26 protein-coding genes and 1 rRNA gene are annotated in these 25,186 nt (G+C 60.0%); 21 read left to right on the forward strand and 6 right to left on the reverse strand.

Translation table 11 applies throughout. The features are described from left to right. Positions 1-44: 44 nt before the first annotated feature. Positions 45-1,581 (reverse strand): 16S ribosomal RNA (locus AB4O23_RS23125). A 639-nt stretch (positions 1,582-2,220) separates the two neighbouring features. Between AB4O23_RS23125 and rhtA the strand changes: the two genes are divergently transcribed. Together rhtA and AB4O23_RS23135 are read left to right on the forward strand one after the other, a co-directional pair. Continuing rightward, on the forward strand, positions 2,221-3,108 hold the full coding sequence (rhtA, locus tag AB4O23_RS23130) for a threonine/homoserine exporter RhtA (RefSeq protein ID WP_460084413.1): 888 nt from the start codon (positions 2,221-2,223) through the stop codon (positions 3,106-3,108). Positions 3,109-3,272: 164 nt separating this feature from the next. Then, positions 3,273-3,554, forward strand: coding sequence for a hypothetical protein (locus AB4O23_RS23135; RefSeq protein WP_017530372.1), 282 nt, complete (start codon positions 3,273-3,275; stop codon positions 3,552-3,554). A gap of 118 nt (positions 3,555-3,672) precedes the next feature. On the opposite strand, the gene AB4O23_RS23140 is transcribed toward AB4O23_RS23135, so the two are convergent. The 3 genes from AB4O23_RS23140 to AB4O23_RS23150 all read right to left on the reverse strand — a co-directional run bounded on the left by AB4O23_RS23140 (position 3,673) and on the right by AB4O23_RS23150 (position 7,181). Continuing rightward, positions 3,673-5,481: an aminopeptidase P family protein gene (locus tag AB4O23_RS23140; protein WP_068932387.1), complete on the reverse strand. Its 1,809-nt coding sequence runs from the start codon at positions 5,479-5,481 to the stop codon at positions 3,673-3,675. 36 nt (positions 5,482-5,517) lie between these two features. Then, on the reverse strand, positions 5,518-6,678 hold the full coding sequence (locus AB4O23_RS23145; RefSeq protein WP_460060755.1) for a cysteine desulfurase family protein: 1,161 nt from the start codon (positions 6,676-6,678) through the stop codon (positions 5,518-5,520). Between the two features lie 233 nt (positions 6,679-6,911). Further along, positions 6,912-7,181 (reverse strand): hypothetical protein, encoded by a 270-nt coding sequence (locus AB4O23_RS23150; protein ID WP_026067463.1) that lies wholly within the window; start codon positions 7,179-7,181, stop codon positions 6,912-6,914. 398 nt (positions 7,182-7,579) lie between these two features. On the opposite strand from AB4O23_RS23150, the gene msuE reads away from it, so the two are divergent. The 4 genes from msuE to AB4O23_RS23170 all read left to right on the forward strand — a co-directional run bounded on the left by msuE (position 7,580) and on the right by AB4O23_RS23170 (position 11,684). After that, the gene (msuE, locus tag AB4O23_RS23155) at positions 7,580-8,143 is read left to right on the forward strand and encodes an FMN reductase (protein WP_068932389.1); all 564 of its coding nucleotides are present in this window, start codon (positions 7,580-7,582) and stop codon (positions 8,141-8,143) included. 9 nt (positions 8,144-8,152) lie between these two features. After that, on the forward strand, positions 8,153-9,295 hold the full coding sequence (ssuD, locus tag AB4O23_RS23160; RefSeq protein WP_017530367.1) for an FMNH2-dependent alkanesulfonate monooxygenase: 1,143 nt from the start codon (positions 8,153-8,155) through the stop codon (positions 9,293-9,295). Between the two features lie 121 nt (positions 9,296-9,416). Further along, positions 9,417-10,568 carry an acyl-CoA dehydrogenase family protein gene (locus AB4O23_RS23165; RefSeq protein ID WP_175404178.1) on the forward strand — a complete coding sequence of 384 codons (1,152 nt, stop codon included), beginning with the start codon at positions 9,417-9,419 and terminating at the stop codon, positions 10,566-10,568. Between the two features lie 12 nt (positions 10,569-10,580). After that, positions 10,581-11,684 (forward strand): sigma-54 interaction domain-containing protein, encoded by a 1,104-nt coding sequence (locus AB4O23_RS23170; protein ID WP_017530365.1) that lies wholly within the window; start codon positions 10,581-10,583, stop codon positions 11,682-11,684. Here the strand turns inward: AB4O23_RS23170 and AB4O23_RS23175 are convergent. Continuing rightward, positions 11,673-12,038 (reverse strand): antibiotic biosynthesis monooxygenase, encoded by a 366-nt coding sequence (locus AB4O23_RS23175; protein ID WP_017530364.1) that lies wholly within the window; start codon positions 12,036-12,038, stop codon positions 11,673-11,675. The genes AB4O23_RS23170 and AB4O23_RS23175 overlap by 12 nt on opposite strands. Before the next feature lie 98 nt (positions 12,039-12,136). Here AB4O23_RS23175 and soxR point away from each other — a divergent pair, with 98 nt between their 5' ends. The 10 genes from soxR to AB4O23_RS23225 all read left to right on the forward strand — a co-directional run bounded on the left by soxR (position 12,137) and on the right by AB4O23_RS23225 (position 19,497). Beyond that, complete coding sequence (gene soxR, locus AB4O23_RS23180) at positions 12,137-12,577, forward strand: redox-sensitive transcriptional activator SoxR (RefSeq protein WP_017530363.1); 441 nt, start codon at positions 12,137-12,139, stop codon at positions 12,575-12,577. 89 nt (positions 12,578-12,666) lie between these two features. Then, on the forward strand, positions 12,667-13,125 hold the full coding sequence (locus AB4O23_RS23185; protein WP_017530362.1) for a VOC family protein: 459 nt from the start codon (positions 12,667-12,669) through the stop codon (positions 13,123-13,125). A gap of 257 nt (positions 13,126-13,382) precedes the next feature. Next, the gene (locus AB4O23_RS23190) at positions 13,383-14,585 is read left to right on the forward strand and encodes a PepSY-associated TM helix domain-containing protein (protein ID WP_017530361.1); all 1,203 of its coding nucleotides are present in this window, start codon (positions 13,383-13,385) and stop codon (positions 14,583-14,585) included. Continuing rightward, positions 14,582-15,121 carry a hypothetical protein gene (locus AB4O23_RS23195; protein WP_017530360.1) on the forward strand — a complete coding sequence of 180 codons (540 nt, stop codon included), beginning with the start codon at positions 14,582-14,584 and terminating at the stop codon, positions 15,119-15,121. The genes AB4O23_RS23190 and AB4O23_RS23195 overlap by 4 nt, the downstream gene beginning before the upstream one ends. Then, positions 15,118-15,447, forward strand: a complete 330-nt coding sequence (locus AB4O23_RS23200; protein WP_065876944.1) for a hypothetical protein — start codon at positions 15,118-15,120, stop codon at positions 15,445-15,447. The genes AB4O23_RS23195 and AB4O23_RS23200 overlap by 4 nt, the downstream gene beginning before the upstream one ends. Then, the gene (locus AB4O23_RS23205) at positions 15,444-16,004 is read left to right on the forward strand and encodes a DUF6162 family protein (protein ID WP_017530358.1); all 561 of its coding nucleotides are present in this window, start codon (positions 15,444-15,446) and stop codon (positions 16,002-16,004) included. The genes AB4O23_RS23200 and AB4O23_RS23205 overlap by 4 nt, the downstream gene beginning before the upstream one ends. A gap of 19 nt (positions 16,005-16,023) precedes the next feature. Beyond that, a complete protein-coding gene (locus AB4O23_RS23210) occupies positions 16,024-16,944 on the forward strand; it encodes a metal ABC transporter substrate-binding protein (RefSeq protein ID WP_017530357.1) in 921 nt (306 codons plus the stop codon). Then, positions 16,941-17,687: a metal ABC transporter ATP-binding protein gene (locus tag AB4O23_RS23215; protein ID WP_017530356.1), complete on the forward strand. Its 747-nt coding sequence runs from the start codon at positions 16,941-16,943 to the stop codon at positions 17,685-17,687. Before AB4O23_RS23210 ends, AB4O23_RS23215 begins: the two co-directional genes overlap by 4 nt. Further along, positions 17,684-18,583: a metal ABC transporter permease gene (locus tag AB4O23_RS23220; protein ID WP_017530355.1), complete on the forward strand. Its 900-nt coding sequence runs from the start codon at positions 17,684-17,686 to the stop codon at positions 18,581-18,583. Before AB4O23_RS23215 ends, AB4O23_RS23220 begins: the two co-directional genes overlap by 4 nt. After that, positions 18,583-19,497 (forward strand): metal ABC transporter solute-binding protein, Zn/Mn family, encoded by a 915-nt coding sequence (locus AB4O23_RS23225; RefSeq protein WP_217856056.1) that lies wholly within the window; start codon positions 18,583-18,585, stop codon positions 19,495-19,497. Before AB4O23_RS23220 ends, AB4O23_RS23225 begins: the two co-directional genes overlap by 1 nt. Here AB4O23_RS23225 and AB4O23_RS23230 read toward each other — a convergent pair. Continuing rightward, positions 19,478-20,203 (reverse strand): UTRA domain-containing protein, encoded by a 726-nt coding sequence (locus AB4O23_RS23230; protein ID WP_017530353.1) that lies wholly within the window; start codon positions 20,201-20,203, stop codon positions 19,478-19,480. The genes AB4O23_RS23225 and AB4O23_RS23230 overlap by 20 nt on opposite strands. Positions 20,204-20,554: 351 nt before the next feature. On the opposite strand from AB4O23_RS23230, the gene AB4O23_RS23235 reads away from it, so the two are divergent. From AB4O23_RS23235 to AB4O23_RS23255, 5 genes are all read left to right on the forward strand, one after another. Further along, complete coding sequence (locus AB4O23_RS23235) at positions 20,555-21,631, forward strand: ABC transporter substrate-binding protein (RefSeq protein WP_460060771.1); 1,077 nt, start codon at positions 20,555-20,557, stop codon at positions 21,629-21,631. A gap of 130 nt (positions 21,632-21,761) precedes the next feature. Further along, positions 21,762-22,568, forward strand: coding sequence for an alkaline phosphatase family protein (locus AB4O23_RS23240; RefSeq protein WP_068932395.1), 807 nt, complete (start codon positions 21,762-21,764; stop codon positions 22,566-22,568). Between the two features lie 5 nt (positions 22,569-22,573). Next, positions 22,574-23,410 carry an ABC transporter permease gene (locus AB4O23_RS23245; RefSeq protein WP_017530350.1) on the forward strand — a complete coding sequence of 279 codons (837 nt, stop codon included), beginning with the start codon at positions 22,574-22,576 and terminating at the stop codon, positions 23,408-23,410. Beyond that, complete coding sequence (locus AB4O23_RS23250) at positions 23,397-24,197, forward strand: ABC transporter permease (RefSeq protein WP_017530349.1); 801 nt, start codon at positions 23,397-23,399, stop codon at positions 24,195-24,197. The genes AB4O23_RS23245 and AB4O23_RS23250 overlap by 14 nt, the downstream gene beginning before the upstream one ends. Then, positions 24,194-25,183 (forward strand): ABC transporter ATP-binding protein, encoded by a 990-nt coding sequence (locus tag AB4O23_RS23255; RefSeq protein WP_017530348.1) that lies wholly within the window; start codon positions 24,194-24,196, stop codon positions 25,181-25,183. Before AB4O23_RS23250 ends, AB4O23_RS23255 begins: the two co-directional genes overlap by 4 nt. The last annotated feature ends 3 nt before the right edge of the window (positions 25,184-25,186 follow it).

The raw sequence follows: 25,186 nt of genomic DNA on the forward strand, positions 1-25,186 counted from the left end.
AAGCAATTCGTGTGGGAACTTATGGAGCAGCTGATGTCGTCGATTAAGGAGGTGATCCAGCCGCAGGTTCCCCTACGGCTACCTTGTTACGACTTCACCCCAGTCATGAATCACACCGTGGTAACCGTCCTCCCGAAGGTTAGACTAGCTACTTCTGGTGCAACCCACTCCCATGGTGTGACGGGCGGTGTGTACAAGGCCCGGGAACGTATTCACCGCGACATTCTGATTCGCGATTACTAGCGATTCCGACTTCACGCAGTCGAGTTGCAGACTGCGATCCGGACTACGATCGGTTTTATGGGATTAGCTCCACCTCGCGGCTTGGCAACCCTCTGTACCGACCATTGTAGCACGTGTGTAGCCCAGGCCGTAAGGGCCATGATGACTTGACGTCATCCCCACCTTCCTCCGGTTTGTCACCGGCAGTCTCCTTAGAGTGCCCACCATGACGTGCTGGTAACTAAGGACAAGGGTTGCGCTCGTTACGGGACTTAACCCAACATCTCACGACACGAGCTGACGACAGCCATGCAGCACCTGTCTCAATGTTCCCGAAGGCACCAATCTATCTCTAGAAAGTTCATTGGATGTCAAGGCCTGGTAAGGTTCTTCGCGTTGCTTCGAATTAAACCACATGCTCCACCGCTTGTGCGGGCCCCCGTCAATTCATTTGAGTTTTAACCTTGCGGCCGTACTCCCCAGGCGGTCAACTTAATGCGTTAGCTGCGCCACTAAGAGCTCAAGGCTCCCAACGGCTAGTTGACATCGTTTACGGCGTGGACTACCAGGGTATCTAATCCTGTTTGCTCCCCACGCTTTCGCACCTCAGTGTCAGTATCAGTCCAGGTGGTCGCCTTCGCCACTGGTGTTCCTTCCTATATCTACGCATTTCACCGCTACACAGGAAATTCCACCACCCTCTACCATACTCTAGTCAGTCAGTTTTGAATGCAGTTCCCAGGTTGAGCCCGGGGATTTCACATCCAACTTAACAAACCACCTACGCGCGCTTTACGCCCAGTAATTCCGATTAACGCTTGCACCCTCTGTATTACCGCGGCTGCTGGCACAGAGTTAGCCGGTGCTTATTCTGTCGGTAACGTCAAAACAATCACGTATTAGGTAACTGCCCTTCCTCCCAACTTAAAGTGCTTTACAATCCGAAGACCTTCTTCACACACGCGGCATGGCTGGATCAGGCTTTCGCCCATTGTCCAATATTCCCCACTGCTGCCTCCCGTAGGAGTCTGGACCGTGTCTCAGTTCCAGTGTGACTGATCATCCTCTCAGACCAGTTACGGATCGTCGCCTTGGTGAGCCATTACCTCACCAACTAGCTAATCCGACCTAGGCTCATCTGATAGCGCAAGGCCCGAAGGTCCCCTGCTTTCTCCCGTAGGACGTATGCGGTATTAGCGTCCGTTTCCGAACGTTATCCCCCACTACCAGGCAGATTCCTAGGCATTACTCACCCGTCCGCCGCTCTCAAGAGAAGCAAGCTTCTCTCTACCGCTCGACTTGCATGTGTTAGGCCTGCCGCCAGCGTTCAATCTGAGCCATGATCAAACTCTTCAGTTCAAACATCTTTGGGTTTTTAAGAAACCCTAAACTTGGCTCAGCAATCGTTGGTTACATCTTTGATTTCTCGCGGAGTAACTTGTGATGCTGATAATCTTGTTGACTATCAGTCTGACTCCACAAGCACCCACACGAATTGCTTGATTCAGTTGTTAAAGAGCGGTTGGTTAAGAGCTTTCGTCTCAACCGAGGCGCGCATTCTACAGCAGCCTCATTTGCTGTCAAGCGGTTATTTTCAGAAGCTTTCGAAGATTTCTTCAACAACTTCAACCACTTGCGCTTCCGATCTCTCGTCAGCGGGAGGCGAATTCTACAGCGTTACACGCTGCTGTCAACACCTCTTTTTCAACTTCCTTTTGGCTTCGATGAACTGAAGCAACTTGCTGCCGAAAACTGCGTAACTCATTGTTTACCAAGGAGTTTTCCGTTTCGACTGCGCCGGAAGTGGGGCGAATTATAGGCTTCCAGAATCTGCGGTCAAGCGTTAATTTTGTTTTTCTATCAGACAGCCTTAAATCCTAAGAACGTTCTATCTATATAAAAAACCCAACCCTAATATTGAGCAATATATTGCTCAATTTAAAACAGTTAAGCATCATAACGCCCTCTGCTACTCACTCATGATCCGGATCTCCCCCAATGACCACCTCCCCCCGCAGCCTGGCTTCGGCATTGTTCCCAGTCGGACTGCTGCTGATCGCCATGGCCTCCATTCAGTCCGGCGCCTCGCTGGTCAAGAGCATGTTCCCTATTGTCGGCGCACAAGGCACTACAACCCTGCGTTTGATTTTTGCCAGTGTGATCATGCTGCTCATCTTGCGCCCATGGCGCGCCAGCCTGACAGCCAAGTCCCTGCGCACCGTGATCATTTACGGGATGGCATTGGGCGGCATGAACTTCCTCTTCTATATGTCCTTGCGCAGCGTCCCACTAGGTATCGCAGTCGCCCTTGAATTCACTGGGCCACTCGCGGTAGCCATCTACGCGTCGCGACGAGCAATAGACTTCTTGTGGATTGGCCTCGCGATCATCGGCCTGCTCCTGTTGATTCCCCTAGGGGAAGCCAGCAGCGGCATCGACTTGCTCGGAGCGGCCTATGCCTTAAGCGCAGGCGTTTGCTGGGCCCTCTACATTCTGTTCGGACAGAAGGCCGGTAACGACAACGGCGTCCAGACCGCCGCCCTCGGCGTAATGATCGCCGCACTGTTTGTGGCACCTATCGGTATTGTGCACGCCGGCAGTGCGTTGCTGACGCCCGCGTTGATCCCGGTCGCCATCGGCGTCGCCATACTGTCCACCGCCCTGCCCTACACCTTGGAGATGGTGGCACTGACGCGCTTGCCCGCGCGTACTTTCGGCACACTTATGAGCATTGAGCCGGCATTCGGCGCACTCTCTGGCCTGCTCTTCCTGCAGGAACACCTGTCCCTGGCGCAATGGCTGGCTATAACGTGCATCATCATGGCCTCGGTAGGTGCGACGCTGACGATGCGCAATGAGACAAAGCCGCTGGTACCGGTGGACTGAATCATCTTTGAAGGTCGCTCTAGTATTTGCCGCCCATTTAGGCCATGTTTAGCCTGCAAACGAATGTCATTCATGGAGATTTTCGACAAGGACAGCGCGAACGCTACACTCGAGAGCGAGTAAAGCCTGCTTCAAGCAATGCGAAGCGGCTATTAAGGATAGGAATGAAGCGAATTTTGATGCTGTTAATCGTCGTGGCCATTGCAGGTTGTGCCGCGACGACCAAGACAGAAGTAAAGCGGGGCAAAAAAGGACTGCATATCAACTGTTCCGGCCTGTCTTCCTCCTGGGACCAGTGCTACACGAGTGCAACCAACTCTTGCGGCGCCAAGGGCTACCGAGTTATCGCTAAGTCCGGTGACAATTCAGAGGAACCAGGGGACTACCCCTTCGGCCTCAACCCAGCGGGCTATACCAGCCGCAGCATGATCGTCATTTGCAGATAATCGACCGAGCAGTCCACTCGCGACTGCTCCGTCGCCCCACCGCGCAAACCCGTCTACTTAATCGCATAGCGCCGTTTCCAGCGCTGGGCGTTTGCTGTCGTGCCTGAACTGCAACCGATCAAATAGCCGCCGTACGCGTCTGCAACCATTGCAACCCAGCACCATTAAGCAATGGACTCAGCCGTTCACGCACTTCGGCATGGTAGGCATTGAACCACTCACGCTCATCCTGTGTGAGCAACGAAGTTTCCAGGCAACGGGTGTCGATCGGGCACAACGTCAAGGTTTCAAACTTAAGGAACTCACCAAATTCGGTCTTGCCCGCTTCGCGGTTCAATACCAGGTTCTCGATACGTACCCCCCAACGACCAGGACGGTAAGTACCGGGCTCGATCGACGTAATCATCCCCGGCTGCATCGCGGTTTGCGGGGCAGCGACGGCCTGATAGGCAATCACCTGCGGACCCTCGTGCACATTAAGGAAATAACCTACGCCGTGCCCAGTACCGTGGCCGTAATCCACGCCTTCGGCCCAGATTGGCGCGCGAGCAATGGAGTCCAGCAGCGGCGACAGAATCCCTTTGGGAAAATGGGCCCGGGACAGTGCTATGACGCCCTTCAACACACGTGTGCAGTCACGCTTCTGTTCTTCACTCGGCGTACCGACGGGCACCATCCGCGTGATATCCGTCGTACCGCCCAGATACTGGCCACCCGAGTCAATCAGCAGCAACCCGTCGCCTTCGATCACGGCGTGTTCTTCTTCGGTTGCATGGTAATGCGGCATTGCCCCATTGGCGTTGAACGCTGCAATGGTGTTGAAACTCAGTGATACATAACCAGGGCGGCGAGTACGCGCAGCCGTGAGATGTTCGTCAATGGTCAGTTCAGTGATGCGCTCACGCCCCAGCGCGCTGTCCAGCCAGGCGAAGAATTCGCACAAGGCCGCGCCGTCCTGTTCCATGGCCTGTCGGATATGTTCCGCATCCACCAAACTCTTGCGGGATTTGGCCAGCGTGGTCGGGTTAAGCCCTTCGATCAGCTTGACGCCGCCCACCAGGTTTTCCAGCAAGCCCGCGGTGACACGGGCCGGGTCAACCTGCAAGCTTGCACCCGATGGGACCTCGCGCAGGGCAGCCGCCACTTTGCTGTAGTCACATAGCGTTACGCCGTCCTGCTCAAGCACAGCGCGCAACTCGGCATTGACCTTGTCTAGTGCCACAAACAACGTCGCCTGCTGCTGATTGATCAGCGCGAACGACACAAACACCGGGTTAAACGAAACATCGCCGCCACGCAGGTTGAACAGCCAGGCGATGTCATCCAGGGTGGCGATGAAATGCCAGTCGGCCCCCTTCTCTTGCAAACTGGCGCGCAGTGCGGCGAGTTTTTCACCACGGCTGACGGTTGCCTGCGGCGGAAGATGCTCATAGATCGGTTGGTTCGGCAGCGCCGGGCGGCCTTGCCAGACTTCATCGAGCAAATCGATATCGGTGCGCAGTCGCGCGCCGCGCTCCGCCAGCTTACCGCTCAAGGTGCGCGCCGAAGCCACCGCCATTACGGCACCGTCCACCGCCACCACGCCGCCTTCCGGGGTGTGCTCGGCCAGCCACTCCAGTGGCCCAGGCTGGCCCGGTTGCAGCTTCACCAACTCGATGCCACTGCCCTTGAGTTCCTTGGTTGCCTGCTCCCAGTAACGGCTATCGGCCCACACACCGGCGAAATCCGCAGTGACAATCAACGTCCCCACCGAGCCATGGAAACCCGACAACCATTGGCGCCCTTGCCAGTAACCCGGTAAATACTCGGACAGGTGGGGATCAGCCGATGGCACCAGCAAGGCATGAATGCCCTCGCGACTCATCAGTTCACGGATGCGCGCCAAGCGCTGGGGAACCGTTCCATGGGTCAAAGGCTGCGTACTCATTGTGTCTCCTGTAAACACTCATAATTATTGTAGAAATCAGACGGCCCAGAACGCCGGTGCACTGGCGAGCGCGGCCTTGATCAGTTGCACGGCCTGATCGATGTCCTGCTCGGTGGTAAACCGGCCCAGGCTCAAGCGAATGGTCCGGCCAGCGCTGCGCGCGTCGTGGCCCAGGGCAAGCAGCACGTGGGATGGCGCATTGCTCGCGGAGTTGCACGCCGATGTCGCGGAAAACGCCATACCCACGCTCAATGCCGCAGAATTGAATTCACCTTCGCTGAAGGTCAGGCTCAGGGTATGGGGGATACGCTGCGTGGCGCTGCCATTAAGGCGCACACCGGCAACCGACGCCAACTGATCCAACAGGCGCTGACGCAACCCGACAATCAGTGCTTTCTCCTCGGCAAACGACTGCGCCGCCAAAGCAAACGCCTTGCCCATACCGGCAATCTGATGGGTCGCCAAAGTCCCGGAGCGCAGACCGCCCTCGTGACCACCACCATGAATCTGCGCCAACACTTTCTGCTGCGCCCGCGCCCCGACATACAACGCACCGATCCCCTTGGGGCCATACAGCTTGTGCGCCGAAAACGACATCAAATCCACTGGCCATTGCGCTAGGTCGATAGCCACTTTGCCCGCCCCTTGCGCCGCATCCACATGCAACAGTGCGCCGTGCTCACGTACGCGCGCGCCAATGGCGGGGATGTCGTTCAGGGTGCCCAGTTCGTTATTCACCAGCATCAAGGAGACCAGGAAAGTGTCGTCACGCAACGCTTCACTGACGGCTTCGGCACTGATCAGCCCATCGGCGTCCGGCACCAGGTAGGTCACGGCCACGCCGCTCTCCTGCAACTGTCGCGCGGTGTCCAGGGTGGCCTTGTGTTCAATCTGGCTGGTGATGATGTGCCCGCCCGCAACGCCGCGCGCCTGGGCGACACCCTTGATAGCGAGGTTGTTGGATTCAGTCGCGCCAGAAGTCCACACAATCTGTTCAGGCTGGGCGCCCACCAACTCGGCCACCTGCAGCCGTGCCAGTTCAACCGTTTGCCGGGCCGCCTGGCCAAACGCATGGGAACTGGACGCGGGGTTACCAAAATTGGCGTTGAAGCCCAGGCACTCGACCATTACCTGGATGACCCGCTCATCCACCGGGGTGGTGGCGGCATAGTCGAAATACAACGGAAGTTTATTCATGACGTAAAGACTCGCAGAGCAGGTTCCCGAGAGCAGCGTCTCAGGGGCATCGACCAGAAACAGAGGTCGTCAGGTTTACCCGATCGAATGCCGTTAAAGAAGGACCACTTTATGTAAATGTGCGTAGGAACGCTCCTGAAATTCAGCTTAACAGGCTGAAGTAACGCCAGGGCAAACAAAAAGCCCGAGGTTCCTTAGGGGAAACCTCGGGCTTTTTGCCGCTGAGCACCGGCTCAACTGGGACGACCATGCAATGTCACGCTACGTTCGGCGTTCATTTCACCCTGGCGATCAAAACCAAAGGGCTTCTGTGGCTGGCCAGTCAGTGCAGCGCGCTGCTGTTGATATTCATCAAACGATAAGCCGCGACGGCTCAGTGCTTCGAGAGCCAGTTGCCTGGTTTCTTCAGCCGTGTAAGGACGCAACTCGGGCGAAGGATGGGTCGCACACCCGGCGAGGACAGCGGTGACAAACAATAAGGAAACGGCGAGAAATCGGTTCATGGCGTTGGCCTGCAAAGGAGGTTTCGAGTCAATGAACACAGGCTACTCGCGGCCCGTCCCGGTGAAAAATCACCTCACGTGATAGTCGCTATCAACCGCCAAGGCACCTTCAATAGTCCGCCGCATTTATATCTTTATGATCTATAAATATGTAAATACATTAATTTACGGAATAACAATAAGCCTCTATAAATAGCTTCACAGCACAGCGGCACTGTTCGCCGAGCAACTGTTGCCCAGGCAACAGCCCTTCAACAAATCAGCAGGCAGACAACAGCAGCATTTTTCAGCAGTGAGCCCGCAGCCCCCGCCAATCAAGGCCTGCACTCGTTGGTACAGCTCTTGCTCAACACCTCGCACCTCACCTGCTTTGAACCACTGTTGAAAAGGAACTGTTCATGACGCGTCCCCTGAATGTCGTTGCCCTCTCCGGCGGAACCTGGCGTCCGTCCCGCACCCTGGTACTGACCCAGGCCGTGCTGGTCGAACTGGCCAATCTGTTGCCGATCCAGACCACGCTGATCGAGCTGGGCGACATTGCCCGACCATTGGGCGGTGCGCTGTCCCGAGACGAACTGCCCGCCGACGTCGAAGCGCAACTGCTGGCCATCGAACAGGCCGACCTGCTGATCGTCGCCGCGCCGGTCTATCGCGGGTCCTACCCCGGCCTGCTCAAGCACTTGTTCGACCTGATCGGTCTCAACGCACTGATCAACACACCGGTATTGCTCGCAGCCACAGGCGGCAGCGAACGCCACGCCCTGGTTCTCGATCACCAGCTAAGGCCGTTGTTCAGTTTCTTCCAGGCGCTGACCTTGCCGATCGGCGTGTACGCCACCGAGGCCGACTTCACCGACTACCAAATAACCAGCGAGCCCCTGAAGGGCCGGATACGCCTTGCGGCAGAACGCGCAGCGCCTTTATTTGCAGCGCACTCATCCTCTCTGCTGAAAATCGCTTAAGGATTGGTCATGGATGTTTTCTGGTTTTTACCGACACATGGCGACGGCCATTACTTGGGCACCACCCAAGGTGCACGGCCCGTTACCCTCAATTACCTGAAACAAGTCGCCCAGGCGGCTGACAGCCTGGGTTATCACGGCGTGTTGATTCCTACCGGACGCTCGTGCGAAGACTCCTGGGTCATCGCCTCGGCGCTGGTACCACTGACAGAACGCCTGCGCTACCTGGTGGCGATTCGTCCAGGCATCATCTCGCCCACGGTTTCCGCGCGCATGGCCGCCACTCTGGATCGCCTGTCCAACGGCCGCTTGCTGATCAATGTCGTCACCGGCGGTGACCCCGACGAGAACCGTGGCGACGGCAGCTTCCTCGACCACAGCGAACGCTACGAAGTCTCCGACGAGTTCCTGAAGATCTGGCGCCGCGTTTTGCAGGGCGAATCGGTGGATTTCGAAGGCAAACACCTGCGCGTACAGAACGCCAAGGCGCTTTACCCTCCGGTGCAAAAACCTTACCCACCGCTGTACTTCGGCGGTTCGTCCGACGCCGCCCATGACCTCGCCGCCGAACAGGTGGACGTCTACCTGACCTGGGGCGAGCCCCCCGCCGCCGTCGCGGAAAAACTCGCGGATGTGCGTGAACGCGCCGCTCGTCACGGGCGTACGGTGAAGTTCGGCATTCGCCTGCATGTAATCGTGCGCGAAACCGAAGAGGACGCATGGAAAGCCGCCGAAAAACTGATAGAGCACATCAGCGACGAAACCATCGCCGCCGCGCAAAAATCCTTCTCGCGTTTTGATTCCGAAGGCCAGCGCCGCATGGCGGCCCTGCATGATGGGCGCCGCGACAACCTGGAAATCGCCCCCAACCTGTGGGCCGGGGTCGGGCTGGTGCGCGGCGGCGCGGGCACCGCGCTGGTGGGCAGCCCGCAACAAGTGGCCGCGCGCATCAAGGAATACGCCGACCTGGGCATCGAGAGCTTCATCTTCTCCGGCTACCCGCATCTGGAAGAGGCCTACCGCTTTGCCGAGCTGGTGTTCCCGCTGCTGCCGGAACCTTACGCCAGCCTCGCCGGGCGTGGCATCACCAACCTCACTGGCCCGTTCGGCGAAATGATTGCCAACGATGTGTTGCCGACGACCAAGGCCTGAGTTCAGTGAGATCGGCTCTAAGTGGGGCGAACAAGCCCGCTCCACATTCAGCCTCATTGCCACATAGACATTTGAGGAACACCGCGTGACAGCCAAACCTCACAGCGTCCTGCCATCCCCGATGCAGACCGCCAAACTGCTGGCCGCCGAGTTCGCCCTCAGCGCCGTCGAACGCGACGAGCGCGGTGGCACCCCCAAGGCCGAACGCGATGCCCTGCGCCACAGCGGCCTGCTGGCCCTGAGCATTCCCACCCAATATGGCGGCCTCGGCGCGCGCTGGAGCGAAACCCTGGGCATCGTGCGCGAATTAGCCAAGGTCGACAGTTCCATCGCCCATGTCTTCGGCTTCCACCACCTGATGCTCGCCACCGTGCGCCTGTTTTCGCGCCCCGACCAATGGCAACCCTGGTTCGAACAAACCGCACGCAAAAACTGGTTCTGGGGCAACGCCCTCAACCCCTTGGATACGCGCACCGTGGTCAAAGACTTCGGTGGCTGGCGCGAATTCTCGGGCAAGAAGAGTTTCTGCTCCGGCGCCAGCGACTCGGAAATGCTGATCGCCTCGGCGGTCGACGAAAACGCCGGCGGCAAGCTGCTCATCGCCGCCATCCCCAGCGGGCGCAGCGGCATCACCTTACACAATGACTGGAACAATATCGGCCAGCGCCAGACCGACAGCGGCAGCGCCAGCTTTGAGCGGGTACGCGTCGAAGAGTCGGAGTTACTGCTCGACCCAGGCCCACTGAGCACACCCTTCGCCTGCTTGCGTCCGTTGATCGCCCAACTGACGTTCACACATATGTTTCTCGGCATTGCCGAAGGTGCTTTTGACGAAGCACGCAATTACACCCTCACCGAAACCCGGGCCTGGCACAAATCATCAGCCGAAGACGTGCGCCAGGACCCTTACGTGCTGCACCACTACGGCGAGTTCTGGGTCGCATTGGAAGGCGTGCGCCTTTTGGTGGAACGTGCCGCCGGGTTGCTGGACCAAGCGTGGGCCAAAGGCCCAACTCTAAGCGAACACGAACGCGGCCAACTGGCGATTGCCATCGCTACCGCCAAGGTCGCCGCCACACGCCAGGGCCTGGACCTGTGCAGCCGCCTGTTTGAAGTCACCGGCGCGCGCTCCACCCATGCCTCCCTGCGCCTGGACCGTCACTGGCGCAACCTGCGGACACAAACCCTGCACGACCCGGTGGACTACAAACTCCACGAACTCGGGGACTGGGCGTTAAACCAGGCCCTGCCGACTCCAACGTTCTACTCATAAGAAGAGGTGCCCATGCAGCTTTTAACCTTACCGCCCTCGCCCGCCCTCGCGACGTCGATCCGCGCCACCGCTCAGGTTTTCGAAGACCCGAAATCCCAGGCGCTGCTCGACCATATCCAGCAAGTGGCGCCCAGCGAAGCCAGCGTGCTGATCATCGGCGAAACCGGCACCGGTAAAGAGCTGGTGGCGCGCCACATTCATAACCTCAGCGCGCGGCGTAACCGGCCGTTCGTGGCAGTGAACTGCGGCGCGTTCTCTGAATCACTGGTGGAAGCCGAACTGTTCGGCCATGAAAAAGGCGCCTTCACCGGCGCCCTCAGCGCCAAGGCCGGCTGGTTCGAAGAGGCCGACGGCGGCACCCTGTTCCTGGACGAAATCGGTGATTTACCGATGGCGATCCAGGTCAAATTGTTGCGCGTATTACAGGAACGCGAAGTGGTGCGCCTGGGTTCGCGCAAGAGCATTCCTATTGATGTGCGCGTACTGGCCGCGACCAATGTGCAACTGGAAAAAGCCATCAATGCCGGGCACTTTCGCGAGGACCTCTATTACCGTCTCGATGTCGTCAGCCTGGAACTCAGCCCGTTGCGCGACCGCCCCGGCGATATCCTGCCGCTGACCCGGCACTTTATCGAAGCCTACAGCCAGCGCCTGGGCTATGGCCCGATCACCATCAGCCGCGAGGCCGAGCACAAGCTCAAAAGCTACAGTTGGCCGGGCAATATCCGCGAGCTGGAGAACGTGATTCACCACACCTTGCTGATCTGCCGCAACGGCGTGATCGAACGCGACGACTTGCGCCTGTCGAACATGCGCATCGAGCGCCAGGATGACGGCCAGCACACTGCCGACAATAGCGCCGAGGCCTTATTGGAGCGCGCCTTCAAAAAACTCTTCGAAGAACAGGCCGGCGCGCTGCATGAAAAGGTCGAGGACGCGCTGCTGCGCGCGGCCTATCGCTTCAGTCATTACAACCAGGTGCACACCGCCAACCTGCTGGGCCTGAGCCGTAATGTCACGCGTACGCGCCTGATCAAGATCGGCGAACTGGCGGTGAACAAACGCCGCCCCGGGGAAAATATCCAGGGTGAGCGGATGCTGCACCTATCCATATAGGCGGCAGTGCAAGGCGTTGTCATGACTGCGCTCAAAGCTGCGCAGCACCTGGAACGAACCAAAGGTCACGGCCGTGGCCTGATGGGCGCGTATCAGCGTCCAGAAATCTTCGTCGCCCTGCTCAAAACGCTTGAACGCCGCCTCACCGTCCGCGCGGGACTGCCATTGCAAATAGTTGAGCACCCGCCGCCCGTCGTCGCTGACCTGCACACTCGCACTCAAGAATCCGACATGGCCCTGGGCCAGGCGCTCGCTCTGGGTGGATAAGGCCGCCACCAACGCGCCTTGTTGCTGGGGTTCGATATGAAACTCGATCAGTTGAGTGAAACTGCAATTCCTCTCCAATACCTGCATGAAAACTCCCCTCTTGCTGTAGGCAGAATCTTGCGATTCGATGCCACGCAGGGTAAAACCTCCAGTTAAGTCAAGGTCAAGCGTTTAATCGGAGCTTTATGGTCGCCAAGGAACTCACCGTTGGCCAATTGGCTGCACGCAGCGGCGTAGCGGTCACGGCCCTGCACTTTTACGAAACCAAGGGGCTGATCACCAGTCGGCGCAACGCCGGTAATCAACGGCGCTATCCGCGGGATGTATTGCGCCGCGTCGTGGTGATCAAGATCGCGCAGCGCTTGGGCATTCCGCTCGCCACCATCGGCGAAGCGCTGCAGGCGCTGCCCGATGGCCGCACGCCCACCGCCAAAGACTGGGAGCGTCTGTCGGCGCAGTGGCGCGAAGACTTGGATGAGCGCATCAACAAGCTGTTGCTGCTACGCGACAAGCTCAACGGCTGCATCGGTTGCGGGTGTTTGTCGCTGGAGGCCTGCCCGCTGCGCAACCAGGACGATCAACTGGGTGAACGTGGGCCGGGAGCGCAATTGCTCGAGCCCAGCTAAGTCTTCTTGTCGGGAGCCACGGAGCCCTTGATTGGCGTGGCCTATAGTGAAAAAGCCACCCCTTCGCAAAGCCAATCAAGGAGAACGCTATGAACGTTAAACCTATCCCCGAGGGCTATCACGGCATCACGCCCTACCTGGGCATCGACAAAGCCTCCGATGCCATCGAGTTTTACAAAAAGGCCTTTGACGCCACCCAAGTCATGCGCCTGGACATGCCCGACGGCAAGGTCGGCCACGCCGAGCTGCGCATTGGCGGCTCGCCGATCATGCTGGGTTCGCCTTGCGATGAAATGGCCCTGCGCAATCCGGCAGAACACACCAGTGTCGGCTTGCATCTGTATGTGGAAGACGTCGACGCGCAGTTCAAAAAAGCTGTCGCTGCCGGTGCCACGGTGGTGTCCGAACCCAAGGACCAGTTCTATGGCGACCGCTCCGCGAGTGTAACGGATCCTTACGGCCATCTCTGGTTCCTGGCCACCCATAAGGAAGACCTTACCGAGCAGCAGATTCACGAGCGTGCCAAAAAGATGTTCCAGCAGAGCTGACCACCCACATGGGAGCTTGCTGCGGCGAGGGCCCCGCCCTTTCTGCGCAGCAGGCTCCCTTTCTAGAGGGCCGCCATCTTCGCGAAAGCCCCCCATCTCCTTGATCCCAGCCGCTGAAACATTTTATTTCATTTAAGGCTTAGGGATTTCTCATTCTCATCCGTCTTAACTTAGATACAGCCTGTCGCGTAAGCAAAAGCTACGACTGGCCTTTTCCGGGCCTCCATCGCCCCCCTCCGATCAAGACCCTCATTCACATGTCGAAGAAGTCACGCTCAAAACTCTGGTTTCTGGTACATAGCTGGCTGGCGTTGCCCATCTGGTTCTTTGTACTGATCGTCTGCGTCACCGGGACCCTGGCGGTGGTCAGCCAGGAAATCGTCTGGCTGGCCAACCCGGACATCCGCGCAAGCAAGCCTTCGGATGATGCCGAACCGCTGAGCTACGACCAGGTCATCCGCGCCATCAAGCGCGCCGAGCCTGAAGTGATCGTGCAGTCTCTCAGCCGTCCGGACGAGTCGCACTTTGCCCTGAGTGTCGACCTCAGCTACCCCGACGGTCGCTCGGTAGAGGTCTACGTCAACCCGTACACCGGGGCGATCCAGGGCATCAGCCCCTCGTTCGATTTCCGGCAGTTCACCCGCGCGCTCCACGGCTGGTGGCTGGTACCGTTCACCAATGGCTACAGTTGGGGCTGGTACCTGGTGTCACTGCTCGGCTTGCCGATGCTGGCGTCGCTGGTTACCGGGCTGGTGGTGTACAAGCGCTTCTGGAAAGGGTTTCTCAAGCCGACCCTGCGCATCCGGCACGGGGCGCGGATCTTCTGGGGGGATTTTCACCGCCTCAGTGGTATCTGGTCCATTTGGTTTATCGCGGTGATCTCCATCACCGGTACCTGGTTTTTGATCCAGGCGATGTTGGGCGATAACCAGATATCAATCTCCAGCGAACCCATTGTCCCCGTGATCGCGCGGGAGAACGTACCTGGTTCGGCGCCCGGCGTGCCGGCCCCCATGATTCCCCTGGATGACGCCATCAAGATCGCGACCCAGCGCATCCCAGGCCTGGAAGCGAGTTTCGTCAGCCTTCCCCTCAACGCCTACAGCCACCTGCAGATCGGCGGGCGGGGCTGGTACCCGCTGATGTACCAGACCGCCCAACTCAACCCCTATAACGGCGAAATCGCTGTCTCGCACCTGCTGTCCGACCGCACCGCGCTCGAGTTCGTCACCGAATCCATGCGCCCGCTGCACACCGGCGACTTCGGCGGGCTGTGGGTCAAGCTCATCTGGGCATTCTTCGGCCTCGTGCTGAGCATGATGGTCTTGAGCGGCCTGCTGATCTGGACCAAGCGCACGGCCCTGGCCACGCTCAACGCCCTCAAGCGCGAAACCAAGCAACAGCGCAAGCCCCTGTCCATTCCAGCGATGCAGGCTGAAACGTCGGAGGCCAAGCCATGAGCAAGGTCGCCGTCGCTAAACCGTCCTCACCGCTGCGCACCTTTTGGCTCAAGTGGCGCTTCCACATCAATATATTGCTGCTGCTGGTCCCTTTGGGCTTCATGCCCAAGTACTTCGCCGATGCCGCACTGTTTCGCGGCGACACCGGCATTGGCGAGCGCGTGGCCGGTGACGTGCAGGTCGGTCCCTGGAGCCTGACCCTCGCCGAGTTCCGCAATGAAGGCCCGCGCCCGGACCCTGCCGGTCCCATGAAGGCCTTCAACGCCGCCTTGTGCGGCACCTGCGCCGATCAGGTCAAGGCCACGTACCTGCGCATCGGCAAACCGCGCAGCCTGCGCGCCGCCGGCGTGATCTTCTTCGGCACGCCGTACCGCATGGGTGCCGCCTTGCCGATACCGGAACGCACCCCCGCCGACGCCGAACTGTGGGTCACCATGGAAGGCTGGGACGGCAGCATGCACCAGGGTTCCATCCCGCTGAGCCAGGCCTCGCCTGCCACCATCGCCTGGCTGAACAAGCAAGGAGTTAAACCATGACATTCAAGCGCCTGACACGTGCCGGTGCCGCGCTATTGCTGTGTGCCGGTTTGAGCAACACCGCCCTGGCCCACAACCCGATGTGCGAGTGCAAGGAAATCCCCGGCGAACAGATCCAGTGCAAAGGCGGCTTCTCCGATGGCAGCGGCGCACCGGGGGTGACCCTGGATGTGATCGGCTACGACGAAACGATCCTGGTGCCCGGCAAGCTCGGCGAGGATTCCACCCTGACATTCAAGAAACCGTCGGCCGAATTCTATGTGCTGTTTGATGCCGGCCCCGGCCACGTCGTGGAAATCGACCAAGCGGATATCCAGCCACAATGAGTACCACACAGGTTGTACGACCCGCCGGGGCCGGCCACGAAACCCTCTACGTCCTGCTGCTGTGCCTGATCATCCTCGCGGTGGCCGGCACCGTGGTGGCGATGCACGGTGAGCCCCGGGAAGTCGCCGCGCTACCCAGCCACCAGTTGGACGCACGCCGTGACCTGAACGCCGCTGAACAAGGAATCTACGCAGACCTGCGGGTAACCCTGGACGAAATCCATCTGCTGCAAGAAGAGCAAAGCGCGCTGCCGACGCCTGAACAACTGGCCGAAGAAGGCTTCGCGCCCTTCGCTCAGGATGCCAGTTCGGTCAGCCGTGGCGACCATCGCTGGCGGTTGCTGGCGCCTTCGGCGTATGTGGGCTTGAGCCAGGCGCCGAGCACCAGCGGTTCACTGCTGATGCGCGTGCAGGGCACCGAGCCGGATATCTGGCTCAACCGCCGCCAGGACCTCCCCGCCCCTTCCGACCTCACTGACCAGGCGCTGATCGCGGCGGGCTGGCAGCAAGTGGTCGCGCAATTCGATGCCGGCGTTACCCGCCAGCACCGTCACTGAACGAGAAGACCGATTGCCCATGTCTATTTCATCTCCCTTGTTGCGTCTGTTGCTGGTCAGCCTGTTCAGCCTGATGCTTGCTCCCCTGGCTAATGCCGAGGCCGCCAAACGCCTGCGTATCGGCATCACCCTGCACCCTTACTACAGCTATGTGACCAATATCGTTGGCGACAAGGCCGACGTGGTGCCGCTGATTCCGGCCGGTTTCAACCCCCATGCCTACGAGCCGCGCGCCGAAGACATCAAGCGCATCGGCACCCTGGACGTGATCGTGCTCAACGGCGTTGGCCATGACGACTTCGCCGACCGCATGATCGCCACCAGCGAGCGCCCGGACATCCCGGTGATCGAAGCCAACGCCAACGTGCCACTGCTGGCCGCTACCGGTAATGCCGCGCGCGGTGCGGGCAAGGTGGTCAACCCGCACACCTTCCTGTCGATCAGTGCATCGATTGCCCAGGTCAACAACATTGCCCGCGAGTTGGGCAAACTCGACCCGGACAACGCCAAGACCTACACCCAGAACGCGCGCGCCTACGGCAAGCGCCTGCGCCAGATGCGCGCCGATGCCCTGGCCAAGCTCACCAGCGCGCCCAACCCGGACCTGCGCGTGGCCACCGTACATGCGGCCTACGACTACCTGCTGCGTGAGTTCGGCCTGGAAGTCACAGCTGTGGTCGAACCGGCGCACGGTATCGAGCCGAGCCCCAGCCAGTTGAAAAAGACGATCGACGAACTGCGCGCCCTGGACGTAAAGGTGATCTTTTCGGAGATGGATTTCCCGTCCACTTACGTCGACACCATCCAGCGCGAATCCGGGGTCAAGCTGTACCCGCTGTCGCATATTTCCTACGGCGAATACAGCGCTGAAAAGTACGAAGTGGAGATGACCGGCAACCTCAACACGGTGGTCCGCGCGATTCAGGAGTCGGGCGCATGACGGCGGCTGAGCAACTCAAGATGGCCTGCGTCGGCCCGACCGTTGAGTTCGACAAGGTATCCCTGACGCTGGGCCGCACCGTAATTCTCGATAGTGTGTGTTTCCAGGTGCAGCCGGGCAGCATCCACGCCCTGGTCGGCCCCAACGGCGGCGGTAAAAGCTCGCTGATCAAGACCCTGTTGGGGCAAACGCCGCACCAGGGGCGTTTGAGCCTGGAATGGCCGACCACGCCCGGCACCATCGGTTATGTGCCCCAGGCACTGGAATTTGACCGTGGCTTGCCGATGACCGTGGACGACTTCATGGCTGCCATGTGCCAGCGGCGTCCGGCATTTCTGGGTTTGTCCAAACATTACGCCGCCGCGATTGGCGAAGCCCTGGAACGGGTCGGCATGCAGGACAAACGCAAGCGGCGCATGGGCGCGTTGTCCGGCGGCGAGCGACAGCGTGTATTACTGGCCCAAGGCCTTATCCCCGCACCGCACTTGCTGGTACTGGATGAACCGATGTCGGCCCTCGATGAGGCGGGCATCCAGGTCTTCGAGCGGCTGCTCAATGACTGGCGCCTGGCCGGGATCACCGTACTGTGGATCGAACACGACCTGGAAGCCGTCGGCCGCCTGGCTGACCGTGTCACCGGCCTCAACCGCCGCGTGCTGTTCGACGCCACCCCCAAACAGGCACTGACCCCGGAGCGCCTGCTGAGCCTGTTTTCCACCCACCCTCGGAGCCCGGCGCAATGAGTTATGAAGCATTTCGCCTGATGGTCCAGGGCTGGGCTTCCTCCGGCTACCTGCCGGAGGCGCTGGCCTACGGCTTTGTGGTCAACGCCCTGCTCGCCGGCCTGCTGATCGGCCCGGTGTTGGGCGGCCTGGGCACGTTGGTGGTAGTCAAGCGCTTTGCGTTCTTCTCCGAAGCGGTCGGCCATGCCGCACTGACCGGCGTGGCCGTGGGCATTCTGCTCGGCGAGCCCTATACCGGCCCCTACGGCAGCCTGTTCGGCTACTGCCTGCTGTTCGGCATCCTGCTCAACTACCTGCGCAACCGCACCGGCCTGGCGCCGGACACCTTGATCGGCGTGTTCCTGTCGGTTTCCCTGGCGTTGGGCGCGAGCCTACTGCTGATCCTGGCGGGCAAGATCAACGTGCATATCCTGGAAAACGTGTTGTTCGGCTCAGTGTTGACCGTCAACGGCAATGACCTGCTGGTGCTGGCCATTGTCGGTTCACTGGTGATGGCCCTGGCGCTGCCGCTGTACAACCGCATCATGCTGGCCAGCTTCAACCCGCAGCTGGCGGCGGTGCGCGGCGTGGCGGTGAAGACACTCGATTACCTGTTCGTGATCCTGGTGACACTGATCACCGTGGCTGCGGTCAAGGTCATCGGCGCGATCCTGGTGGGCGCCCTGCTGGTGATTCCCGCGGCGGCGGCGCGGCTGTTGAGCCAGTCGCTCAAAGGCTTCTTCTGGGTCTCGGTGGTGATCGCCACCGTCAGCACCCTATGCGGGATCCTGTTACCGATCATCTTCGACCTGCCCATCCCCTCCGGCGCGGCGATCATTCTGATGGCCGGTATCGCTTTCGCCCTCGCCGCCATTGCGCGCGGTACCGTGCCCAGCCTTAAAGGGAACCTTGGATAATGCGCTCTGTTCTTCAGCCTCTGGCCCTCGCCATCGCCTGTTTAGCCACTACGCCATTGATGGCCGCCCTGCCCGCCAAACCGGCTGCGCACGCCGCTAAACCCGTAAAAGTGCTGGCCTCGCTGCCAATCACCTATGGCCTGGCCGAGGTACTGCTCAAGGGCACCGACGTGCAACTGGAGCGCGCGGCACCGGCCAACCTGCCTGGCTCACGCCAGGTGTCGTACTTCACCGGGCGTGGCGCGCCGGCATTGAACGCGCTGGCCCAGGATGCCGACGCCGCCATCGGCCTGCGCTCGCTGTGGGCGGATGACCCGCTGTACCCGGTGGCTCGGCGCAGCAACATCCGCATCGTCGAAGTCGACGCCGCGCGCCCGGTGGATGGCGGCTTGCCTGGGATCGCGGTGCAGCCCGGCGTTGCCGACGGTTTGAACAGCCAGCCCTGGCAATCGAGCAACAACCTGGGGCGCATGGCCGACGTCATGGCTGCCGACCTGAGCCGCCTGGCACCGGGTGCCAAGGCGAAAATCGACGCCAACCTGGCCGTACTCAAGCAACGCCTGCTCAAGCTCACCGCCGACAGCGAAGCGCGACTGGCCAAGGCGGACAACCTGAGCGTGGTCAGCTTGAGCGATCACTTCGCATACCTGCTCAGCAGCCTGAACCTGGAGCTGGTCAGCACCGACGCACGGCCGGATGCCGATTGGACGCCTCAAGCGCTGCAAAAACTCAGCGCCGAGCTGAAGGCCAACGACGTCGCGGTCGTGCTGCATCATCGCCAGCCCAGTGAGGCAGTGAAAACCGCCATCACCGAAGGCGGCTCGACATTGTTGGTACTGAATGTCGACGGCGCCGATCCGGTATCAGAGCTGGAAACCAATGTGGATCAGGTGATCAAGGCGCTGACCCCATGACATCCACGCCCACATGGATCGCATCATGCCGCCAGAACTCCAGGTCGCAATCGATCAACCGCTGATGCTGGTCGTAATTGACCCGGGCGATACGCAAGCCCGGGCTGCCCACCGACACGCGTAATGCGGCGGCGGCTTCCACCGGCAGTGAAGTCGGAACAATCTCGAAACGCACCCGCCCGTAATGCAAGTTGTACTTGCGGGCGTACAACTCGGTCATCGACTGATTAAGGTCGCACTCAAGAATCCCCGGAAAATACTGCGGGTTCAGATAGTGCTCCACGTACAACACCAAACGCCCGTCTATCCGCCGGCCCCGGCAGATCTGGATCACACTGGACAGCGCCGGCAGTTGCAACCACGCACACACCGCCGCCGACGCAGGTTGCAACCGCGCAGAAATCACTTCGGTCGAGGCCACGCGCCCCTGGTCATTGACCATGGCGTGAAAGTGGCTGCGCTGCATCAGGTTGTAGGCCAGCCGGGGCGGCGAAACGAACCAGCCACGGCGCTCCTCGCGATAAATCTGGCCTTGGGCCTCCAGTTGTAACAAGGCTTCACGCACGGTGATTCGAGTGGTACCAAACAACTCGCTGAGCTTGCGCTCGGCGGGCAATTTGCTTGCAGGCGGCAACAGGCCGTGGTCGATCTGCTCTTGCAGCGCCAGGCCGATGGAGGTTACCGCCTTGATTGCCTCATCGCGCATCAACGTTACCTATCTGGACTAGACCAGCACCGTTCAGGTGCATAAAACGCTCCGCAATCGGGCTCTTGTGGCTGCGTGCAAGCGTAGGCATTACAGATGACCGACAGATGACAGCCCACCGCAAGTACATGTCGCACGTCTTGCAATACATCGGCCAAGTCCAGCGCCTGCGGGCGCTTGAGCATGGTCTACGCTGAACCTGCGTCGAGCGACACCCGCACGATAAAAACGACATCGACATGAAACTGTCATCCATCGAGCCTAAATTGGCTCAGGTATTGCTGACCTAGACCAACACCACCGCAAACGTTCATAAAAACGCCGCGTTGAAAACGCCCAAAGGAGCTTCGGATGAAACAGCTTTTCCTGGCATCACTGTTAGGCTCGACCATTGCCATGTGCACCGCCGCCATGGCTGCTGATACCGATCTAAAAACCTTGGAAGCCGCCGCGAAAGCGGAAGGCGCCGTCAACAGCGTCGGCATGCCCGATGACTGGGCCAATTGGAAAGGCACCTGGGAAGACCTGGCCAACAACTACGGCCTCAAGCACATGGATACCGACATGAGCTCGGCCCAGGAAATCGCCAAGTTCAAAGCCGAGAAAGACAACGCCAGCGCTGATATCGGCGACGTCGGCGCAGCCTTCGGCCCGATTGCGGTAAAGCAGGAAGTCACCCAGCCGTACAAGCCTTCCACTTGGGCTTCGGTACCGGATTGGGCAAAAGACAAAGACGGCCACTGGGCCCTGGCCTACACCGGCACCATCGCGTTTATCGTCAACAAGAAACTGCTGCATGGTTCCGACGTACCAACCAGTTGGGCGGACCTGCAAACCGGCAAGTACAAAGTATCCGTGGGTGACGTAAGCACCGCGGCCCAGGCGTCCAACGCTGTACTGGCTGCCGCCATTGCCAACAAAGGCGACGAGAAAAACATCGCCCCCGGCCTGCAGTTTTTTACCAAGATCGCTCAGCAAGGTCGCCTCGGCCTGTCCAACCCCACCATCGCCACCATGGAAAAAGGCGAAGTCGAAGTGGGCATTGTCTGGGACTTCAACGGCCTGAGCTACAAAGCCAAGATGGCCAACCCGGATGACTACGTGGTGTTGATCCCGTCTGACGGCTCGGTGAAATCCGGCTACACCACCATCATCAACAAACACGCCAAGCACCCGAACGCGGCCAAGCTGACCCGCGAGTACATCTTCAGCGATGCCGGCCAGCTCAACCTGGCCAAGGGCAATGCGCGTCCGATACGTGCCGAAACCGACCTGAAACTGCCGGCCGAAATCGCCAAGAACCTGATCCCGGGCGAGCAGTACACCAAGGCCAACCCGCAGCCGATCAAGGATGCCGATGCCTGGGAAGCGACGTCCAAAAAACTGCCTCAATTGTGGAACGAGCAGGTCATCGTAGAGATGAAGTAAGGGATCCATCCCACATTGGAACGCCAGTGGCGGTCCAATGTGGGAGGGGGCAAGCCCCCTCCCACATTTTTGCCCCCCCGTTCCTCCAGAGGCATTGAGCCAAGTCAATCGTTGCGGAGCGTCGCCGCCCATGAAACATCCAGTCATCCTTGTCGTGCTCGACGGCCTTAACTTCGAGGTTGCCAGGCATACCATGGGGCACTTGCAGGCCTATGTCGGCGCAGGACGCGCAGCCCTCTACACACTGGAATGTGAATTGCCCTCGCTGTCGCGCCCGCTATACGAATGCATCCTGACCGGCGTGCCACCGATCCAGAGCGGCATCGTGCATAACAACGTCTCGCGCCTGTCCAACCAGCGCAGTATTTTCCATTACGCCACCGACGCGGGTCTTACCACGGCGGCAGCGGCTTACCATTGGGTCAGCGAGTTGTACAACCGCACGCCCTTTCTCGCCGCCCGTGATCGTCATACCGACGACAAGGCGCTGGCGATCCAGCACGGACATTTCTACTGGAATGACCACTACCCGGATTCCCACCTGTTCGCCGACGCCGAAAGCCTGCGGCTCAAGCACGCGCCGGACTTGCTGGTGGTGCACCCGATGAACATCGACGACGCCGGCCACAAGCACGGCCTCGACACCGCGCAATACCGCAACAGTGCCCGCTCGGCCGACATCATCCTGGCCGATTACCTGCAAGGCTGGCTCGACGTCGGCTACCAAGTGCTGGTGACCGCAGACCACGGCATGAACAACGACCGCTCCCACAACGGCCTGTTGCCGGAGGAGCGCGAAGTGCCGCTGTTTGTGCTCGGCGATGCTTTCAGCCTGGATACCAAGGCCGCACCCAAACAGACCGATCTGTGCGGCACCATCTGCCAACTATTGGGCGTGCCCCACGACAAAGCTGTGTGCCGGGAGCTATTGAAGTGAATGCCATGACTCGCGGCAAATGGCTGGCGCTGCTCTGCCTGGTGCCTTTCGCGCTGTTCTTTATCGTGTTCGAAATCGCACCGCTGGTATGGGTGCTGATCAACAGCCTGCAAACCGAAGAGGCCGGCTGGAGCCTGGAAAACTTCACGCGCATCTTCAGCTCGAAGTTCTACCTGCAAGCGATCCAGTTCAGCCTGGAGATCAGCTTTTACTCCAGCATCTTCGGCATCATCATCGCCACCCTCGGCAGTTATTCGTTGCGCCGTGTGGATTCGCCGCTGCGCAACTTCGTCACCGCCTTCGCCAACATGACCAGCAATTTCGCCGGCGTACCCCTGGCCTTCGCGTTCATCATTTTGCTGGGATTCAACGGCAGCATCACCATCATGCTCAAACAGGCGGGGATCATTCAGGATTTCAACCTGTACTCCAAGACGGGCCTGATCATTCTCTACACCTACTTCCAGATCCCCCTCGGCGTACTGCTGCTGTATCCGGCGTTCGATGCATTGCGCGAAGACTGGCGTGAGTCGGCGTCCCTGCTCGGCGCCAATGGCTGGCAGTTCTGGCGGCATATCGGCTTACCGGTGCTGACGCCCGCGCTGCTGGGTACTTTCGTGATTCTGCTGGCCAACGCCCTGGGCGCCTACGCCACCGTGTATGCATTGACCACCGGCAACTTCAACGTGCTGCCGATTCGTATTGCGGGGCTGGTTTCCGGCGATGTATCGCTGGACCCGAACATGGCCAGCGCGCTGGCCGTGGTGCTGGTGGCGCTGATGACGGTGGTCACGGTGGTTCATCAACTGCTGCTCAAGAGGAGCTACCATGTCTCGCGCTGAAGCCGGCCCGGCCTCCCTCTACCACCGGGTGGTGGTGACGCTGTTGTTTGTGATCCTGGTGTTGCCGCTGGTAGGCACCTTTGTCTACTCCATCGCCAGCAGTTGGTCGGCGACCATTCTACCGGCGGGCTTTACCCTGAAATGGTATGTGCAACTGTGGAGCGACCCGCGCTTCTTGATGGCCTTCGGTCAGTCATTGTTGGTGTGCGTGGGCGCGCTGATCCTGTCGGTGGTGCTGATTCTGCCGCTGTTGTTCGTGGTGCATTACCACTTCCCCAAGCTCGACGCGCTGATGAACATTCTGATCCTGCTGCCCTTCGCGGTGCCGCCGGTGGTGTCGTCGGTGGGCCTGCTGCAACTCTACGGTTCAGGCCCCTTGGCGATGGTGGGCACGCCGTGGATCCTGATCGGTTGCTACTTCACCGTGGCGCTGCCGTTCATGTACCGGGCGATCACCAACAACCTGCAAGCGATCAACCTGCGCGACCTGATGGACGCCTCGCAACTGCTGGGCGCGAGCACCTGGCAAGCGGCGATCTTCGTCGTGCTGCCCAACCTGCGCAAAGGCCTGATGGTGGCGCTGCTGCTGTCGTTCTCGTTCCTGTTCGGTGAGTTCGTGTTCGCCAACATTTTGGTGGGTACCCGCTACGAGACCCTGCAGGTGTACCTCAACAATATGCGCAACAGCAGCGGCCACTTCACCAGTGCCGTGGTCATTTCCTATTTCTTCTTTGTGCTGGTGCTGACCTGGGCCGCCAATACCTTGAACAAGGACAAAAGCCAATGAGCTTCGTCAGCGTCCAACATTTGCAAAAGAGCTACGCCGGTACGCCGGTGTTCAGCGATATCAACTGCGAGATCGCCAAGGGCGAGTTCGTCACCCTGCTCGGCCCGTCCGGTTGCGGCAAATCGACCCTGCTGCGCTGCATCGCCGGGCTGACCTCGGTGGATAGCGGCAGCATCCTGCTGGACGGCCAGGACATCGTGCCGCTGAGCCCGCAAAAACGACATATCGGCATGGTGTTCCAGAGCTACGCGCTGTTCCCCAACATGACCGTGGAACAAAACGTCGCCTTCGGCCTGCGCATGCAAAAGGTCAACGCCGACGACAGCCACCAACGCGTACAGCAAGTGCTGCAACTGGTGGAACTCAAGGATCTGGCCGGGCGCTATCCGCACCAGATGTCCGGCGGCCAGTGCCAGCGCGTGGCCCTGGCCCGCTCCCTGGTAACCCGCCCTCGCCTGTTGCTGCTGGATGAACCGCTGTCGGCGCTTGACGCGCGCATTCGCAAGCACCTGCGCGAACAGATCCGCCAGATTCAGCGCGAACTGGGCTTGACCACGATTTTCGTGACCCATGACCAGGAAGAAGCCCTGACCATGTCCGACCGCATCTTCCTGATGAACCAGGGCAAGATCGTACAGAGCGGCGATGCCGAAACACTCTACACCGCGCCGGTCGATGTGTTCGCCGCCGGGTTCATCGGCAACTACAACCTGCTCGATGCCGACAAGGCCAGCCGGTTGCTGCAACGCCCAATCAGTGGGCGCATCGCGATTCGCCCCGAAGCTATCGAGTTGAGCCGCAGCGGCGAGCTGGATGCGCTGGTGCGCAGTCATAGCCTTTTGGGCAATGTGATCCGCTACCGCATCGAAGCGCGTGGCGTGGAGCTGGTGGTGGACGTGCTCAACCGCTCGGCCGATGACCTGCACCCGGACGGCCAGCGCCTGGCACTTTCCATCGACCCCAGTGCGCTGTGTGAAGTAGCCTGATGC

Source organism: Pseudomonas sp. H2_A10, from assembly GCF_054680085.1.

Coding starts and splice junctions, on each gene's coding strand:
- AB4O23_RS23195 (WP_017530360.1), top strand. CDS start 14,582: ATGAGCAAGGTCGCCGTCGCTAAACCGTCCTCACCGCTGCGCACCTTT.
- AB4O23_RS23165 (WP_175404178.1), top strand. CDS start 9,417: ATGCAGACCGCCAAACTGCTGGCCGCCGAGTTCGCCCTCAGCGCCGTC.
- ssuD (WP_017530367.1), top strand. CDS start 8,153: ATGGATGTTTTCTGGTTTTTACCGACACATGGCGACGGCCATTACTTG.
- AB4O23_RS23220 (WP_017530355.1), top strand. CDS start 17,684: ATGAGTTATGAAGCATTTCGCCTGATGGTCCAGGGCTGGGCTTCCTCC.
- soxR (WP_017530363.1), top strand. CDS start 12,137: ATGGTCGCCAAGGAACTCACCGTTGGCCAATTGGCTGCACGCAGCGGC.
- AB4O23_RS23225 (WP_217856056.1), top strand. CDS start 18,583: ATGCGCTCTGTTCTTCAGCCTCTGGCCCTCGCCATCGCCTGTTTAGCC.
- AB4O23_RS23230 (WP_017530353.1), bottom strand. CDS start 20,203: ATGCGCGATGAGGCAATCAAGGCGGTAACCTCCATCGGCCTGGCGCTG.
- rhtA (WP_460084413.1), top strand. CDS start 2,221: ATGACCACCTCCCCCCGCAGCCTGGCTTCGGCATTGTTCCCAGTCGGA.
- AB4O23_RS23250 (WP_017530349.1), top strand. CDS start 23,397: ATGTCTCGCGCTGAAGCCGGCCCGGCCTCCCTCTACCACCGGGTGGTG.
- AB4O23_RS23240 (WP_068932395.1), top strand. CDS start 21,762: ATGAAACATCCAGTCATCCTTGTCGTGCTCGACGGCCTTAACTTCGAG.
- AB4O23_RS23200 (WP_065876944.1), top strand. CDS start 15,118: ATGACATTCAAGCGCCTGACACGTGCCGGTGCCGCGCTATTGCTGTGT.
- AB4O23_RS23150 (WP_026067463.1), bottom strand. CDS start 7,181: ATGAACCGATTTCTCGCCGTTTCCTTATTGTTTGTCACCGCTGTCCTC.
- AB4O23_RS23190 (WP_017530361.1), top strand. CDS start 13,383: ATGTCGAAGAAGTCACGCTCAAAACTCTGGTTTCTGGTACATAGCTGG.
- AB4O23_RS23235 (WP_460060771.1), top strand. CDS start 20,555: ATGAAACAGCTTTTCCTGGCATCACTGTTAGGCTCGACCATTGCCATG.
- AB4O23_RS23170 (WP_017530365.1), top strand. CDS start 10,581: ATGCAGCTTTTAACCTTACCGCCCTCGCCCGCCCTCGCGACGTCGATC.
- AB4O23_RS23245 (WP_017530350.1), top strand. CDS start 22,574: ATGACTCGCGGCAAATGGCTGGCGCTGCTCTGCCTGGTGCCTTTCGCG.
- AB4O23_RS23145 (WP_460060755.1), bottom strand. CDS start 6,678: ATGAATAAACTTCCGTTGTATTTCGACTATGCCGCCACCACCCCGGTG.
- AB4O23_RS23140 (WP_068932387.1), bottom strand. CDS start 5,481: ATGAGTACGCAGCCTTTGACCCATGGAACGGTTCCCCAGCGCTTGGCG.
- AB4O23_RS23205 (WP_017530358.1), top strand. CDS start 15,444: ATGAGTACCACACAGGTTGTACGACCCGCCGGGGCCGGCCACGAAACC.
- AB4O23_RS23255 (WP_017530348.1), top strand. CDS start 24,194: ATGAGCTTCGTCAGCGTCCAACATTTGCAAAAGAGCTACGCCGGTACG.
- AB4O23_RS23215 (WP_017530356.1), top strand. CDS start 16,941: ATGACGGCGGCTGAGCAACTCAAGATGGCCTGCGTCGGCCCGACCGTT.
- AB4O23_RS23175 (WP_017530364.1), bottom strand. CDS start 12,038: ATGCAGGTATTGGAGAGGAATTGCAGTTTCACTCAACTGATCGAGTTT.
- AB4O23_RS23135 (WP_017530372.1), top strand. CDS start 3,273: ATGAAGCGAATTTTGATGCTGTTAATCGTCGTGGCCATTGCAGGTTGT.
- AB4O23_RS23210 (WP_017530357.1), top strand. CDS start 16,024: ATGTCTATTTCATCTCCCTTGTTGCGTCTGTTGCTGGTCAGCCTGTTC.
- msuE (WP_068932389.1), top strand. CDS start 7,580: ATGACGCGTCCCCTGAATGTCGTTGCCCTCTCCGGCGGAACCTGGCGT.
- AB4O23_RS23185 (WP_017530362.1), top strand. CDS start 12,667: ATGAACGTTAAACCTATCCCCGAGGGCTATCACGGCATCACGCCCTAC.